The organism is Mycolicibacterium sp. Y3 (assembly GCF_051188035.1).
GTDB classification, from domain to species: domain Bacteria; phylum Actinomycetota; class Actinomycetes; order Mycobacteriales; family Mycobacteriaceae; genus Mycobacterium; species Mycobacterium fluoranthenivorans.
The window spans coordinates 2,211,890-2,226,722 of record NZ_JAVQLT010000001.1 but is presented as its reverse complement, the minus strand read 5'-3'; the positions used below and the strand labels follow the sequence as shown (position 1 = coordinate 2,226,722).

General features: G+C 68.1%; 15 protein-coding genes. 11 read left to right on the top strand and 4 right to left on the bottom strand.

Annotated elements, in window-relative coordinates; translation table 11 throughout:
- Positions 1-9 precede the first annotated feature (9 nt).
- Positions 10-414: a GlcG/HbpS family heme-binding protein gene (locus tag QN239_RS10900; RefSeq protein WP_499010206.1), complete on the top strand. Its 405-nt coding sequence runs from the start codon at positions 10-12 to the stop codon at positions 412-414.
- Positions 415-732: 318 nt separating this feature from the next.
- Here QN239_RS10900 and QN239_RS10895 read toward each other — a convergent pair whose 3' ends face one another.
- Together QN239_RS10895 and QN239_RS10890 are read right to left on the bottom strand one after the other, a co-directional pair.
- Positions 733-1,503: an SDR family NAD(P)-dependent oxidoreductase gene (locus tag QN239_RS10895; RefSeq protein ID WP_499010204.1), complete on the bottom strand. Its 771-nt coding sequence runs from the start codon at positions 1,501-1,503 to the stop codon at positions 733-735.
- 302 nt (positions 1,504-1,805) lie between these two features.
- Positions 1,806-2,573, bottom strand: coding sequence for a FadR/GntR family transcriptional regulator (locus QN239_RS10890; RefSeq protein WP_499010203.1), 768 nt, complete (start codon positions 2,571-2,573; stop codon positions 1,806-1,808).
- Between the two features lie 48 nt (positions 2,574-2,621).
- On the opposite strand from QN239_RS10890, the gene QN239_RS10885 reads away from it, so the two are divergent.
- From QN239_RS10885 to QN239_RS10840, 10 genes are all read left to right on the top strand, one after another.
- On the top strand, positions 2,622-3,779 hold the full coding sequence (locus QN239_RS10885; RefSeq protein WP_499010202.1) for an acyl-CoA dehydrogenase family protein: 1,158 nt from the start codon (positions 2,622-2,624) through the stop codon (positions 3,777-3,779).
- Entirely contained in the window at positions 3,776-4,672 is an 897-nt protein-coding gene (locus QN239_RS10880; RefSeq protein WP_499010200.1) for an acyl-CoA dehydrogenase family protein, read from the top strand. The genes QN239_RS10885 and QN239_RS10880 overlap by 4 nt, the downstream gene beginning before the upstream one ends.
- Entirely contained in the window at positions 4,669-5,832 is a 1,164-nt protein-coding gene (locus tag QN239_RS10875) for an acyl-CoA dehydrogenase family protein (RefSeq protein WP_499010198.1), read from the top strand. Before QN239_RS10880 ends, QN239_RS10875 begins: the two co-directional genes overlap by 4 nt.
- Complete coding sequence (locus QN239_RS10870; RefSeq protein ID WP_499010196.1) at positions 5,832-6,890, top strand: acyl-CoA dehydrogenase family protein; 1,059 nt, start codon at positions 5,832-5,834, stop codon at positions 6,888-6,890. The genes QN239_RS10875 and QN239_RS10870 overlap by 1 nt, the downstream gene beginning before the upstream one ends.
- A gap of 71 nt (positions 6,891-6,961) precedes the next feature.
- Positions 6,962-7,492 carry an anti-apoptotic protein gene (locus QN239_RS10865; RefSeq protein WP_187096475.1) on the top strand — a complete coding sequence of 177 codons (531 nt, stop codon included), beginning with the start codon at positions 6,962-6,964 and terminating at the stop codon, positions 7,490-7,492.
- A 175-nt stretch (positions 7,493-7,667) separates the two neighbouring features.
- Positions 7,668-8,036 carry a heme-binding protein gene (locus QN239_RS10860; RefSeq protein WP_499010195.1) on the top strand — a complete coding sequence of 123 codons (369 nt, stop codon included), beginning with the start codon at positions 7,668-7,670 and terminating at the stop codon, positions 8,034-8,036.
- A gap of 52 nt (positions 8,037-8,088) precedes the next feature.
- Entirely contained in the window at positions 8,089-8,856 is a 768-nt protein-coding gene (locus tag QN239_RS10855; RefSeq protein WP_499010193.1) for an Rv3717 family N-acetylmuramoyl-L-alanine amidase, read from the top strand.
- 3 nt (positions 8,857-8,859) lie between these two features.
- Positions 8,860-10,296 carry a neutral zinc metallopeptidase gene (locus QN239_RS10850; RefSeq protein ID WP_499010192.1) on the top strand — a complete coding sequence of 479 codons (1,437 nt, stop codon included), beginning with the start codon at positions 8,860-8,862 and terminating at the stop codon, positions 10,294-10,296.
- Entirely contained in the window at positions 10,296-11,741 is a 1,446-nt protein-coding gene (locus QN239_RS10845) for a serine/threonine-protein kinase (RefSeq protein WP_499010191.1), read from the top strand. The genes QN239_RS10850 and QN239_RS10845 overlap by 1 nt, the downstream gene beginning before the upstream one ends.
- Positions 11,742-11,747: 6 nt before the next feature.
- Positions 11,748-12,275, top strand: a complete 528-nt coding sequence (locus QN239_RS10840; protein WP_499010189.1) for a DUF4333 domain-containing protein — start codon at positions 11,748-11,750, stop codon at positions 12,273-12,275.
- A 4-nt stretch (positions 12,276-12,279) separates the two neighbouring features.
- Here QN239_RS10840 and QN239_RS10835 read toward each other — a convergent pair whose 3' ends face one another.
- Both QN239_RS10835 and QN239_RS10830 read right to left on the bottom strand, forming a co-directional pair.
- The gene (locus tag QN239_RS10835; RefSeq protein WP_499010187.1) at positions 12,280-13,539 is read right to left on the bottom strand and encodes an ammonium transporter; all 1,260 of its coding nucleotides are present in this window, start codon (positions 13,537-13,539) and stop codon (positions 12,280-12,282) included.
- A gap of 52 nt (positions 13,540-13,591) precedes the next feature.
- Complete coding sequence (locus tag QN239_RS10830; protein ID WP_499010185.1) at positions 13,592-14,812, bottom strand: sensor histidine kinase; 1,221 nt, start codon at positions 14,810-14,812, stop codon at positions 13,592-13,594.
- Positions 14,813-14,833: the final 21 nt, after the last annotated feature.

Sequence of the window (14,833 nt, the reverse complement as noted above, 5' to 3'; positions counted from 1 at the left end):
AGAACCACTGTGCCGATTCCTGTTACCCGGGCGTGGGAGATGGTCACCGCCGCCCATGACGAGGCGCGCCGCCGTGCGGTCCGCGTCTCCGTCGCAGTCGTCGACGCGGGCGGCAATCTGGTGGCGTTCGGCCGGATGGACGGCGCGGAGATCGCCGGCCCCACGCTGGCGGTCGACAAGGCGTATACCGCCGTGGCGAACAGCACCGCAACCAGCGAACTGGCGGTGCTGGCAGCGCCCGGCGGCGAGCTCTTCGGCTTGCAGGCCAACGGAAACGGCCGGTTCGTGATCTTCGGTGGCGGCATTCCCGTCACCGACGGTCAGACGATCCTGGGCGCGATCGGGGTGAGCGGCGCGAGCGTGGCGGACGACGTCGCGTGCGCCGAGGCGGGTGTAGCCGCGTTCGGCGGGTGATCCTGGTCGGCGTCGTAAGACCGGCATGCTGTTTTCACCGCAACAGCACCACCGGACTTAGCCAGGCGCTGCTTGGGGTTTGGCAGCCGGACATCGCCGCCAGCGTGCCAGGCGGTCGACCAGGAAGTCGGCGAGATCTCGTTGCGTCGCGTGCCAGGGCTTCAAGGCGTCTCCCGAAATGTCATGCCGAATCGGACTCAGATTTGTGTCACATCCGAGGCGAGTTCTCCGCGGCGTCTGTCGTCGGCCGTTCCGACCATCAGCCGCAGCAACGGCCCACTCACGGACATACCGGGCTCCCAATCGACGTTTGCCGCGCTATTGCCCAACCGGCTCCCCGCCGAAGGAGTATCCCGCAGTGGCACCGCCGTCTACCGGCAGCACCGCACCGTTGACATAGCTGGCATCGTCGGACAACAGGAACGTCACCGGGCCGGCAACCTCCTCAGGCTGCGCAAGCCGGCCGATCGGCGTTAGACGGGTGTAGCGACTTTGCTCCTCAACAGTGAGCTCGGCGAACCAGTCTGTGACCATGGGCGTGACGGTCACGCTCGGACACACGACGTTGCTGCGCACCCCACGCGAAGCCCATGTCATCGCAAGGCTGCGCGTGAAGCCCACCACGGCATGCTTGGATGCGACGTAGGCATCGAGGCCAACATCTCCGGTCATACCGGCATCTGAGGCGATATTCACGATGGCTCCCCCACCGTCAAGTAGCGCGTCCAGGCACAGTTTTGTGACGAGGAAAGTTCCCCGCATGTTGATCGCGAACGGCAACTCCCACTGGCCGACACCCAGATCCTGAATGTTCCCAGCCATAGCGATTCCGGCCGAATTGACCACGAAGTCAAGGCCGCCGAGCTCATCGAGAAGCTCGGCGATGGCCGGAGCGATGGAATCCGGGTCACTGACATCAGCCGATGCCACAGCCCGCAGGTTCAGTGCATCCTTGGCCTCCTCCAGAGGTTGGATGCGACGACCAATTCCGGCGACCAGCGCACCTTCGGCAGCGAGTCGTTCACTTACTGCGCGACCGATCCCCGATGCCGCGCCGGTGACTATCGCCCTCTTGCCCTGGAATCTCAACAGGTTTCGTCCTTTCGTAGAGGTGAGAACAGTCCGCCCTGGTTTCCCAGCCCCGCGCAACCGGGGCCAGTCAAGGGACGGGCTCATCATCTCGCGCAATCTTCTCCAGCGCTGGGCAACACGGAGCGCAGGGTTGGCCACATGGCGTCGGCCTCGGGCACCCACCAAGGAGCGAACGAACATGGCGAGTAGTTCTTTTTGCTGGCCTTGGGGGTGTCAGGTACTCCCCACATATCATCGCCGATGCCATCGACGTCACCAAAGCCGCCGCCTACCAACAGGTCATGCGCGCCAACGCCAAGTCAGCAGCACCGTCCCGCCTGCGACTTTGTGCCACGAACGGCGTGCACCACGTCGTCGGTGAAGCGTTCCAGTAACAGTTCCTGCGTCGCGGCAAGGTGCCGCCGCGCGATGCGCTCGGCGTCCTCGGGCCGCCCGGCCGCGATCTCATCGACAAGCCGACGGTGTGTGCGCACCGCGCTGCGGGCTTCGGCCGCCGACGGGTACTCGCCGCGGCGCACCAGCGCGTCGGCCCACTTCTCCTCCTGCGCCGACCACAGCGCCACCAGACTGCCCACCACGTGGCGGATGGTGGCATTCGGCGTGAATTCGACCATCAGGTCATGGAATTCGCGGGCGCACCGGGTGAACGCGGCCCCGTCGCCCACCACATCCGCGCTGGCGTCGACATTGCGGGTCAGCACCGGCACCACCACCTTGAGGCGGTCGGAGCGCCGGGCCACCTCGGCGGCGCACAGCGGTTCCAGCACTTGCAGCCCCGCAGCCAAGTCCCCGATCGGCACCGACGCACCCTGCAGCGCCAGGCCGAGGTGATATGCCGCCGAGGATTCGTCGGGCCGGTGCACCTGCGCCCCGCCGACGCTGCCGCGACGCACCGTGACCAGGCCCTCGGTCTCCAGGATCCGCAGCGCCTCCCGCACCGAGGGATAGCTGACGCCGAACTCGGCGACCAACTGGTCCTGAGTGGGCAGCCGGTCGGCACCGGCCAGGATCCGGTTGCGCAGATCGGCGGCCACCGTCTCGGCGATACGGCGCTGCGGGGTGGGCACGAAACAAATACTAGCAATCCTTATAAGGATTGTCGTAGCATCGCCGCTGTGGACTTCGACATGGGGCCCGACGCCGCTGCCCTGCGCACCGAGCTGCGAGCGCTGGTGAAATCGCATGTGCCCGACGACTACCTGGGAGCGTTCACCGACGACCCGGCTGATCTGGAGGTCGCCCAGAACTTCTGCCGCGAGCTCGCCGGCCGTGGGCTGCTGTGCATGTCCTGGCCCACCGAATTCGGGGGGCGCGCCTCGTCGCCGTGGGAGCAGACCGTGGTGCGCGAGGAGATGTGGGCGCACCACGAACCGCGCGGAGCGCAGTACATGGGCGTGAACTGGGTGGGGCCGACCATCATGCGCTTCGGCACCGAGGAGCAGCAGCGCACCCATCTGCCGCCGATCGCGGCCGGCGAGGTGATCTGGTGCCAGGGCTTCTCCGAGCCCGAGGCCGGGTCGGATCTGGCATCGCTGCGCACGACCGCGGTGCGTGACGGGGACGGCTGGCGGATCAACGGTCAGAAGATCTGGACCTCCTACGCGACCATGGCGCACTGGTGTTTCCTACTCGCCCGAACCTCGAAGCTCGGCGAGGACGCAACCCGAAAAAAGCAACACGGCCTGAGCATCTTCCTGGTGCCGATGTCCGCCCCCGGCATCACCGTGCGACCCATCCGGACCATGATGGGTCCGCACCATCTCAATGAGGTCTTCTTCGACGACCTTCGGGTGACCGACGCCGACCTTCTGGGCACCGTGGACGACGGCTGGACCATCGTGCAGAACGTGCTGGCCTTCGAACGGGTCGGCATCGCCCGCTACGCCCGGTGTGAACGGCTGCTGCAGTTGGCACCCGGCGCGCTGGGCGATCGCTGGGCCGACCTGCCCGCCGAACTTCGCGGCCGGTGGGCGCGGATGCTCACCCACTGTCGCCGGGCCCGGCTGATGGCATATCGGATCGTCGCCTTGCAGAGCACCGGCCAGGTGCGCCCCACCGATTCGGCGGCCTATCGGATCGCGGTGACCAAACTGGACCAGGACAGTGCCGAGGTGTTGACGGAGATCACTGCGACCCTGCCCGACCACGAATCCCGACACTTCCGGGCCGAGGTCGAGGACCACTGGCGGTACTCGCAGGCCTCCACGGTGTCCTCGGGCAGTATCGAGATGCAGCGAATCCTGTTGGCCCGCACACTGTTGGCGACCTCGTGAACATCGACCTGAGCCCCGAGGCCAACGAGTACGGCGCCGAAGCGCGCAAGGCGTTCGAAGCCGCCGGGGGCGACGAGCTGTTGCAACGCGCCGAGGCCGACCCCGGCACCCGCGACACGGTGGTGGCCCCGGTGCTCGACGGGCTGGGCGCGTGGGAGCTGGAGCCCCGCACCGATCCCGACTCCGCAGAGGCCTCGGCGGCGCTGTGCCGCAGCGCCGGCTATTGGAGCCTGCCCTACCCGGTGGCCGAACGACTGGCCCGCCCTGCCGACGCCGACGGACTGCTCGTCGTCACCGAGCACGCCCCGGCAGGCACCCTCGCCGGGATCGCCGGGACATGGGCGACCGTCACCGCCACCGGCCGGCGGGGCCGGGTGACGGGCACCTCCGAGGACCGGGCCGGCTTTGTCACCTACCTTCGGGTCAGCGCGCTCGACGGCGACGGCACGGCCGATCTCGCGCTCGCCGTCACGCTGCCGTGCTGGACGCTGCTCGGAATGCTGGACCGGGCACTGGAACTCACCATCGCCCATGTGCAACTGAGACAGCAATTCGGCCAACCGCTGTCCGCGTTCCAGGGCGTGCAGTTCCAGCTCACCGACGCCGAAGTGGAACGCCGCGGCCTGGAGATGCTGGCCCGGTACGCACTCTGGAGCGGGGAGCTCGCCGATGCGCTGGCACTGCGGCTGGCCGCGCTGGAGGCTGCCGACGTGGTGTTCCGGGTTGCCCATCAACTCCACGGCGCCGTCGGTTTCTGCGAGGAGACGACGCTGTCCTGGCTGTCGCGCTACAGCCAGCCGCTGCGCCGGCTGCCCTGGGGCCTGTCGGCGACGCGCGAACTGCTCGCCGACGCGGTGGAGGCGCACGGATTGACGGGGCTCTACAGCGCATGAGCCTGCAGGACTTCCGGCGCCAGGTCCGGCAATGGTGCGAGGACCATGTGCCCACCGACTGGCGCGCCGCCCAGACCGGGGTGAGCGATGCGGAGTACGTACGCTTCCAGAAGGCGTGGTTCGCCGAATTGCACAGGGCCGGTTACGCCGTCCCGCATTGGCCGCGCGAATGGGGCGGCGGGATGTCGGTCGCCGAACAGGTGGCGCTCTACTCCGAGCTGGCCGCCCACGACGCACCCCGACTGGTGCTGGCGTTCGTCGGCATCCATCACGCCGCCTCGACCCTGCTTGCCGCGGGCACCGACGAGCAGCGCCGCCGCCACCTGCCGGCCATCCTGGACGGCGAGATCTGGGTACAGGGCTTCTCCGAACCCGAGGCCGGGTCCGACCTGGCCGCCTTGCGGACGACGGCCCGCCGGGACGGCGACGAGTACGTCGTCAACGGCCAGAAGCTGTGGGCCAGCGGCGGATTGCACGCCGACTGGTGCCTGCTGTTGGCTCGCACCGATCCGGACGCACCCAAACGCCACGGCATTTCGTACTTCCTGATGGACATGACCAGCCCCGGCATCGATGTGCGGCCGATCAGGCAGGCCACCGGCGAATCCCATTTCTGCGAGATCTTTCTCAACGATGTCCACATCCCGGCCGCCAACCTGATCGGGCCGGAGAACCAGGGCTGGCAGGTGGCGCAGCAGACGCTGGGCGCCGAACGCGGGATGACCATGCTGGAATTGGCCGAGCGGCTGGGCAACGCCGGGTTCGGCTGGCTGGTGGCAGAGTGCTCCCGCGCCGACGTGCTCGATGATTCTCTGGTCGCAGACCGGTTGGCGCAGTTCGAGATCGAGATCACCGGACTGCGTGGGATCTGCCGGCAGTTCGTCGAGACACCCGACCCGGCACCGGCGGACGCCTCGATGGTGAAGCTGTTCTACAGCGAACTGCTGCAACGGATGACGGATTTCGGCGCCGAGATCGCCGGGTTGGCCGGTCATACCGTACTGGCCAAGCCGATCTCCAGCGGATGGGAGTCCGGGGCCTGGGTGCTCGATTTCATCGGCTCCTGGGAATGGACCATCCCCGGCGGGGCCAGCGAGATCCAGCGCACCATCATCGCCGAACGCGGCCTCGGACTGCCGCGCGAACCGGCAGCGTCCTGATGACCCGCGAGTACGCCGAGTTGCACGGTGAACTGCGCAGCGTGGCAAGGGAACTGCTGGCCAAGGGTGACCCCGATGTCGGTGCTGTCGCGCAGGCCGGCTGGACCGGGCTGGAGGTCCCCGACGCTCTCGGGGGCGCCGGGGTGTCCTTCGCCGAAACCGCGGTCATCGCCGAGGAACTGGGCCGGGCCGCGTCCGGCACCGGCTATCTCGGAACCACGCTGGGTATCGGGACGCTGCTGGAGCTGGCCGCGGACGAGGTCAGGGACGACTGGCTGACCGCCGCCGCGACGGGCCGGCCCTGCCCGGTGGCTGCGCTGACGACCGGGGGCGCAGGCGGTACCGCGTTCACCCTCACGGGTGCCCAGCTGGACGGGCACGCCGAGTTCGTCGCCGACGCCGCGTCCGCCCCACTGCTGCTGGTGCTCGCGGTGGACGGCGCCGGCACACCAGTGGTGGCCGCCGTCGCCCCGGATTCCGACGGGGTGACGGTGACCGCACAACCGGTGCTCGACGAGACCCGGCGGCTGGCCGCCGTGCGCGCTGACGGCGCGCCCGTACACCACGTGTGGCGGTTCGCAGGTGATCCGGCGGCGGCCGCGCGGCGGCTGGCCGACCGCGCCGCGGTCATGATCGCCTGCGACAGCCTCGGGCTGGCCGAGGCCATGCTGGCCGCGACGGTCGGTTACGTGACCGTGCGGCATCAGTTCGGCCGACCCATCGGATCGTTTCAGGCGGTCAAGCACGCGTGTGCCGATATGGCGGTGCACATTCGGGTGACCCGCCGGCTGGTGGACGCCGCCGTCGACCGGCTGTGTGACGTGGACGCCGCGTCGGGGGCTGCGTCTATGGCGGCGTCGATGGCGGCGTCTATGGCGAAGGCCTACGCGTGCGACACCGCTGTGCAGGTTGCCGGCAAAGCGATGCAGTTGCACGGCGGCATCGGCTACACCTGGGAAAGCGGGGTCCACGTCTACCTGAAACGGGCCTCTTTGAACCGATCGCTGTTCGGTTCGCCCGCCACACACCGCAAAGCACTCGCCGTTCGCTACCGATAAGCGCCGACGTCACACCACGCAGCGTGAGATGTGCGATTGTGGTCGCGGTGTATCGACGTGAAGGAGGCTCCATGAATCGATGGTTGGCTGCCCCATTGGTGATGGCGGCTGCGGCGACACTGGCCGCGTGCTCTTTCTCGACCTCGGTCGGCAATACGTCGGTGAGCAAGGACGACGTCCAGAAGCAGATCAGTGAGAAGGTCACCGAGCAGGGCGGCACCAAGCCCGATTCGGTGACCTGCCCGTCCGACCTCAAGGCCGAGGTCGGTGCCACGTTGGACTGCAAGATGTCCGACGGCAAGAAGAACTACGGCGTGAACGTCACCGTGACCAGCGTGGACGGCAAGACCGTGAACTTCGACATCGTGCAGACGGTGGACAAGGACGCCGTCGCCGAGCAGATCTCCGAACAGCTCACCCAACAGGTAGGGCGTGCCCCGGAATCGGTGACCTGCCCGTCGGACCTCAAGGGCGACAAGGGCGCGACCCTGCAGTGCGAGCTCACCGATTCCGGCGAGACCTACGGCGTCACCGTCACCGTCACGAGCGTCAAGGGCGGCGACGTCAAGTTCGACTTCAAGGTCGACGACCAGCCCAAGTAGGCGTCCAGACCAGCGGCAGGATCCGCCCTCGCTGAACTGAGCCCCCGCTGCGCGGCCTGTCCGAAGTCGCTGGGAGTTGACTGTGTCCGCGAGCGCCGAGAGTGCCGGGTCGACACACTGAATGCTGCGGCGATACCGCACGGCCATCTCGCCGTCACCCGAAGAAGGAGTAGACATGCACGTCCGACCGACCCGTCTGGCCATCGGCGCAGGCACCCTCGCCGCATCCGTGTTGTTCGGATTGTTCGGTGCCATCCCCGCTGCGCTGGCCGACCAGGACCCGGCAGCGAACCCGCCGAACTGCAGCGCCGGGGATCTGGAGCAGGTCCGGGCCGGCGTGTCGGCGGCCACCTCGGTGTACCTGTTCACGCACCCGGACGTCAACGCCTTCTTCAGCAGCCTCAAGGGCCTCACCCGCGAGCAGGCCTCGCCGAAGGTGAAGGCCTACCTCGCCGCGAACCCACAAACCCATGACGAGCTGACGGCCATCCGGCAGCCCCTGACCGATCTGAAGAACCGCTGCGCCGCGGCACCCAGCGCCTGACGCCACCCTGACGGCGCCGCCGACGCGCCGCCGCCTTGTTAGCCTTTTCGTCATGCAGCGGTGGGTGCAACGCACGGTCACGGTGGCCGCGGCCGCCCTGGCCGTCGTCGCACTCTGCACCACGGCCGCTCCGGCCGCCGTGGCCACCGGCGATATCGGCGGCGCCACAGTGGTCCTCGACCCCGGTCACGGGGGCTCCAACGGCGCGAACGACGCTTCGCTGACCCGCCAGGTGCCCAATGGCCGCGGCGGCACCAAGGACTGCCAGACCACCGGCACCGCAACCGACGACGGCTATCCCGAGCACAGCTTCAACTGGGACGTCGTACAACGGGTGCGGGCCGGCCTGGAGCAGGCCGGTGTGCACACCGTCCTGACCCGCGGCGACGATGTGTCGGCGGGTCCGTGCGTGGACCAACGCGCGGCGGTCGCCAACGCGGTCGCACCCGCCGCGATCGTCAGCATCCACGCCGACGGCGGCCCGGTGTCCGGGAGCGGTTTCCACGTGAACTACTCCAGCCCGGCCCTCAATGATGCCCAGTCCGGTCCCGCACTCCGACTGGCCACGACGATGCGGGACGCGCTCATCGCGTCGGGCCTGACACCGGCGGGCTACATCGGCTCCGACGGGCTGTACGGCCGAGCTGACCTGGCCGGGCTGAACCTGGCCCGATATCCCGCCGTCCTGGTCGAACTCGGCAACATGCGCAACAGCGGCGAGGCCACCCGGATGGAAAGCGACAGCGGCCGAGCCGAATACGCGGCCGCCATCGTGTCCGGGGTGGCCGACTACCTTCGATCGACGTCCACCACGGGCTGATCGATGACCATCCCGCTTCGTCCGTTGCTCGGCTGCATGGTGGCCGCAGTGATGCTTCTGACCGGTTGCAGCACAACGGTGCTCCACGGGCACGCGGTGTCCATGTTGTACGACCCCAGCCGCGCCGGCGGCCTGCCGGCCAAGGACGGCTATAGCGGGCAGCGGGCCGGGGCCCCCGATCCCACACACACCGCCGCCAACAGCGACGGCGGTCCCGCCGACCGCCTTGCCCTGCTCGCGGTCGACGACCTGGAGGACTTCTGGTCGCACAACTGGAACGGAGCGCTCACCGGTACCTTCTCGCCGATCTCCGGTCTGGTGTCCTACGACTCCAACAGCACCACCAACCCGGATGTGTGCGGCGGCGGCCTGACCGATATGGCCAACGCCTTCTACTGCTTCAGCAACGACACGATGGCTTGGGACCGAGGCAGTTTCATACCGGGCGCGGCGAAGTACTTCGGCAACATGGGTGTCGTCGGGATCATGGCGCACGAGTTCGGCCACGCCGTCCAGGCCAAGGCCCATCTGGTGGAGAAGGGCACACCGGTCCTGGTCAAGGAGCAGCAGGCCGACTGTTTCGCGGGCGTGTATCTGCACTGGGTGGCCGCCGACAAATCGCCGCGTTTCTCGTTGTCCACCGGCGACGGCCTCAATCATGTTCTGGCCGGCGCCATCTACATCCGCGACCCGCTGATGACCCAGGAAGAGGCACTGGCCGCCGGTGACGCCCACGGTTCGGCACTGGACCGGATCAGCGCCTTCCAGATCGGGTTCAGCGGCAACGCCGATCAGTGTGCGGCGATCAACATGGACGAGATCAAGAAGCGCCAGGGCGACCTTCCGCAGTTCCTGTCCTACGACGCCTACGGCGCTCCGGCCAACGGCGACAGCCCCATCGACGAGAATCTGCTCACCAAATTGATGGCATCGCTGAACCAGATCTTCACCCCCGCCAACCCGCCGCAGCTGAGTCTGGAACCGGGAACCTGCCCCGACGCCAAGGCGACCTCGCCCGCGTCGTACTGCCCGGCCACCAACACCATCGGCATCGACATGCCCGCCCTCGAGGACGTCGGCACGCCGCGCAGCGAGAGCCAGGGAGTGCTGCTCCAGGGCGACAACACCGCACTGTCGATGGTCACCTCCCGCTATATGCTTGCGCTGCAACACGAACGCGGCACGCCGCTGCAGTCGACCACCACCGCGTTGCGGACCGCGTGCCTGACCGGCGTCGCGCAGAGCAAGATGAGCGAACCCGGCAGCCCGTTGATGCTCTCCGCCGGCGATACCGATGAGGCGATCTCCGGCCTGCTCACCAGCGGACTGGTCGCCAGCGATGTCGATGGCGTGACCGCGCTGGCCGGCTTCACTCGCATCCTGGCCTACCGTGCGGGCCTGCAGGGCGATGCCGACCAGTGCTACCAGAGGTTCTCCTGATGGCGATTCGGGTCGGTGAGAAGTTCGGGCCCTATGAACTGCGCGCGCTACTGGGCGTCGGTGGTATGGGTGAGGTGTACCAGGCCTTCGACACGGTCAAGGGACGCATGGTCGCACTCAAGCTGCTGCGACCGGAGCTGGCCGCCGATCCGTCGTTCCAGGAACGGTTCCGGCGCGAATCGCGGATCGCGGCGCAGCTGCACGAGCCGCACGTCATACCCGTCCATGACTTCGGCGAGATCGACGGCGTGCTCTATATCGACATGCGTCTGGTCTCCGGGCACAACCTGAAATCCGTACTGGCCCAGCAAGGCCCACTGCACCCGCTCCGCGCAGTGGCCGTAATAGCCCAGATCGCGGCCGCGCTGGATGCCGCCCACGCCGGCGGCCTGACGCACCGCGATGTCAAACCCGAGAACGTCCTGCTTACCCCCGACGATTTCGCCTATCTGGTGGACTTCGGCATTGCCCGCTCCGGCACCGACAGCGGGCTGACCACCGCCGGCTCCGCCATCGGGTCCTGCGCGTATATGGCGCCCGAACGGTTCACCGACGGTGCGGTGGGCCCGCCGACCGACGTCTATTCGCTGGCCTGCCTGCTCTACGAATTACTCACAGGTGTACCGCCGTTCCCCGCCAGCGATGTCGCCGTGCTGATGAATGCACACCTCTCGTCCCCGCCGCCGCGACCCAGTGTGGCGCACCCGGGGATCAGCCGGGCGTTCGACGACGTCGTCACCTGGGGGATGGCCAAGGACCCGGCGCAGCGCTGCCCGACGGCGGGCACGCTGGCACGGGCGGCCACGGCGGCGGCGACCGCGATATCCACCACACCTTCGGCACCCACGGTCCTCAACCAGTCGGGAGCCGAAAAGCTATCTGCTCCAAAGCGTTCCACCCGTCCAGTCCTGCTCGCCGTGATCGGTGTGGGCACACTGATCGCGGCGGCCGGTATCGGGGCATGGCTCATGTTCGGCCGGCACACCACCGCACATCCCCCGGAGGCGGTCCAGGCGACGGTGACACGCACCCCGATGGCGGCCCCCACCAGCTCGATCTCCTCGACGAGCTCTACCTCCACGACGTCCACCTCGACCATCGCCGCCCGGGCCTCCCTACCCGGCACCGATGCCCTGGGCTTCCTCGCCTACCCCGGCGCCCGGTGTGATCCGGGTCAGGTGCCGGTGACGCTGGGGCTGACCGCGCTGTCGGCAGTGGTCATCTGCGAAACACCGTCGGGGGCTTTCGTCTATCGCGGAGTCCGGCTCAGCGATGACGCCGGTATCGAACTCGGCGGCGCCGTGCACGTACCGGGCGGTGGTTTCGACATCACCAACCGCACCGATGGCACCCGCTATCAGATCCGCAATACCGCGTTGATCATCACCGGTCCCGACGGCAGTGAGCACACCGAGTCGATGGAGCAGTATGCATCCACGTTCTGAGGCCCGATGACGACTCCGCCCACCGACCCGATCCAGCCGTGGTGGACCAAACCGGGCGGTGCTCCCCCGCCGGGCGCGCCTGCCCCGCGCGCGCCGTATCCGCCTCCCCCGCAGCGCCCACCACCACCACCGCAGCCAGATCCCCATCGCTACCGGCTGCCGCCGCAGCCGCCCGCCTCGCATCGGGTGCCGAACCAGGCGTCGGGCCCGAACATGGTGCTACTCGGCGGAATCGCCGGCGCGGTGGTACTGCTCATCGTCGCGGGCGTGAGCATCTGGGCGTGGAAGTTCCGCGACAGCACCGTGATCGATGTCGCACAAGCCGAAGCCGGTGTGCGGGAGATCCTTTCCGATCCGATCAACGGCTACGGGTCCAACACCATCAGCGCAATGCGGTGCAACGGGGGCAAGAATCCGTCTGCCGCCAAAGGCGACAGTTTCACCTGTGAGGTGGAGATCGACGGCGCCGTGCGCCATGTCACCGTGGTGTTCCAGGATGACAAGGGCACCTTCGCCGTGGACGGGCCGCGCTGACCGACTACTGCACGCCCGGCCGCTTGTGCTGATGCCCGTGCACACCCTCGGCGTACGCCGTCTCGGCATGCTGGGTGAAGTCGATGCCCGCCAGCTCGTCTTCGCGGGTGACCCGGAAACCGAACGTCACGGTGATGAGCTTGCCGATCCCGTACGTCACCGCGAAGGCGAACAATGCGACCGCGACGATGGCCAGTGACTGCTTGCCCAGCTGGGTCAGTCCGCCCCCGTAGAACAGGCCCGCGGGCCCGCCGGAAACCATTTCGGCGGCCAGCAGGCCGATCAGGAAGGTGCCCACGACGCCACCGACGAAGTGCACACCGACCACGTCGAGCGAATCGTCGTAGCCGGCCCGGAACTTCCATCCGATGGCGAACGAGCAGACCACGCCGGCCGCGGTCCCGACGAGGGCCGCACCGATCGGCGTCACGAACCCGCATGAGGGCGTGATGGCGACCAGGCCGGCGACCACACCGGAGGCCGCGCCGAAGGTGGTCGGACGACCGTCGCGCACCCGCTCGACGGCGAGCCAACCCAGCATGCCCAGACAGCCGGCGACCAACGTGTTGAGGAAGATCACGGCGGCCTTGCCGTCCACGGCGAAGGCCGAACCGGCGTTGAAGCCGAACCAGCCGAACCACAGCAGGCCGACCCCGAGCAGCACGAACGGCAGGTTGTGCGGGCGCATAGGTTCGGACTTGAACCCGATACGGGGCCCGAGCACCAACGCCAGCGCCAACGCCGATGCCCCCGAGACGATTTCGACGACGAGTCCACCCGCGTAGTCCAGGGCACCGAAGGTCGTCAGCCAACCGCCCGGACCCCACACCCAGTGCGCCACCGGCGCGTACACCAGCAAGGTCCACAGCGGCAGGAACACGATCCACGCGGAGAACCTGGCCCGGTCGGCGATCGCACCGCTGACCAGTGCCGCGGTGAGGATCGCGAACGCCAACTGGAAGGTGACGAACAACAGCTCGGGCACGTTGGACCGGACGGCGGTGAGATCGATGTTCGCCAGGCCCAGATGATCCAGGTTGCCGATCAGGCCGCCGCCGGCGTCGGCGCCGAAGGCGAGGCTGTACCCGGCCAGCAGCCACGTCACGGTGACCACCGGGATGGCGATGAAGCTCATCATGATCATGTTGAGCACGCCGGTCGAACGGACCATACCGCCGTAGAAGATGGCCAGGCCGGGGGTCATCAACAAGACCAACGCGGTACTGGCGAGCAGCCAGGCGGTCGCGGCCGGATCGATCTGCACACGGACTCCTTCGTCTGGGCAAACGCTCGGACGAGAGTACGACACGTGCCTATCAGTCCGTGCCGGGCACCGGCAGCGTGATCGAGATCGCGGTGCCCGGTGCGCCGGTGACATCGAAGTCGCCGCCGGCGGCGAGCACCTTGGCCCGGACCGAGGCGAACCCGATGTGGCCGTTCTCGACTGCCATCGCCAGCCGGTCCGGCGGGATGCCCACCCCGTCGTCCGCGATACGCAACAGTGCCCGGCCGTCGGCACGGCAGAGGGTGAACCGGAGGCTGTTGGCCTTGGCGTGTTTGATCACGTTCGTGGAGAACTCCCGCGCCGCGCCGTAGAGCAGATGGTCGGCGTCGGTGCGCAGATCGTCCGGCCAACCGCCGGCGTCCACCTCGACGTCGAGCGCGGTCCGGGCGGCAATACCGTCGGCCAGGCTGGTCAGCGCGGCCTTGAGCCCGGACCGGGCCAGCACCTCGGGATGCAGTTCGCGCACCACGTCGCGTAACAGCCGGGAGGACTCCCCCAACGCCAGTTCGACGCGATCCATCCCGTCGGTCGATCCCTCGCGGACTTCCTCCATATCGCGTTTGGCCGCGAGCACGTACTGCAGTGCGCCGTCGTGCAGGCGTTCCGAGAGCGACTGGCGTTCGCGCTTCTCGAGGCTGATCACCTCTTCGAGCAATCCGGCCCGTTCCTGGGCCAGGCCGGCGATGGTCCGGGTATTGGACTGCTGAATCCAGGACAGTGCCACCGACCCGGCTGCCAGCCCGGTCAGCACCCCCGTCGTCACCACGATCGATCCCCACGGCTCGTCACCGTTGACGGACCTGTTGACGCAGTTGATGGCGAAGAAGGTGACGATCGCGGGGACGGCGACGATGGCGCTGATGACGGGATCGAGTTGGGCGGCGGCGATCAGCGGGATCAGGAACAGTCCGTACTGCAGCACATCGGAGGTCCAGGCTTGTGGTGAGCTGATCCCGGCCTCGACCGAAAGCACCGCCACCACAGTCAGATCCGCGCCCAGCATGAACAGCGGCACCGAGCGCGCGGGCTCGGTCGACGATCGGCCCGCGGGCCGCAGCCCCCACGCCGCCCACGCGGCGACCACCACGGCATAAGTGAGGGCCACACCCCAATGCAGCCACAGATGGGTGTCGGGCGGCTGCCACAACAGCGTGGCGGTGATGAAGGCGGCCAGCAGTATCCGCAGCCCGAGCTGAAGCTGCAGGCCACGGACCATTGCGCTGTCCGAACTCGGCACGAACCCCGTCGTCATGCTGTCCCCGTCCTGCGCAAA

Coding starts and splice junctions, on each gene's coding strand:
- QN239_RS10840 (WP_499010189.1), top strand. CDS start 11,748: ATGACGACTCCGCCCACCGACCCGATCCAGCCGTGGTGGACCAAACCG.
- QN239_RS10865 (WP_187096475.1), top strand. CDS start 6,962: ATGAATCGATGGTTGGCTGCCCCATTGGTGATGGCGGCTGCGGCGACA.
- QN239_RS10830 (WP_499010185.1), bottom strand. CDS start 14,812: ATGACGACGGGGTTCGTGCCGAGTTCGGACAGCGCAATGGTCCGTGGC.
- QN239_RS10875 (WP_499010198.1), top strand. CDS start 4,669: ATGAGCCTGCAGGACTTCCGGCGCCAGGTCCGGCAATGGTGCGAGGAC.
- QN239_RS10860 (WP_499010195.1), top strand. CDS start 7,668: ATGCACGTCCGACCGACCCGTCTGGCCATCGGCGCAGGCACCCTCGCC.
- QN239_RS10845 (WP_499010191.1), top strand. CDS start 10,296: ATGGCGATTCGGGTCGGTGAGAAGTTCGGGCCCTATGAACTGCGCGCG.
- QN239_RS10855 (WP_499010193.1), top strand. CDS start 8,089: ATGCAGCGGTGGGTGCAACGCACGGTCACGGTGGCCGCGGCCGCCCTG.
- QN239_RS10850 (WP_499010192.1), top strand. CDS start 8,860: ATGACCATCCCGCTTCGTCCGTTGCTCGGCTGCATGGTGGCCGCAGTG.
- QN239_RS10870 (WP_499010196.1), top strand. CDS start 5,832: ATGACCCGCGAGTACGCCGAGTTGCACGGTGAACTGCGCAGCGTGGCA.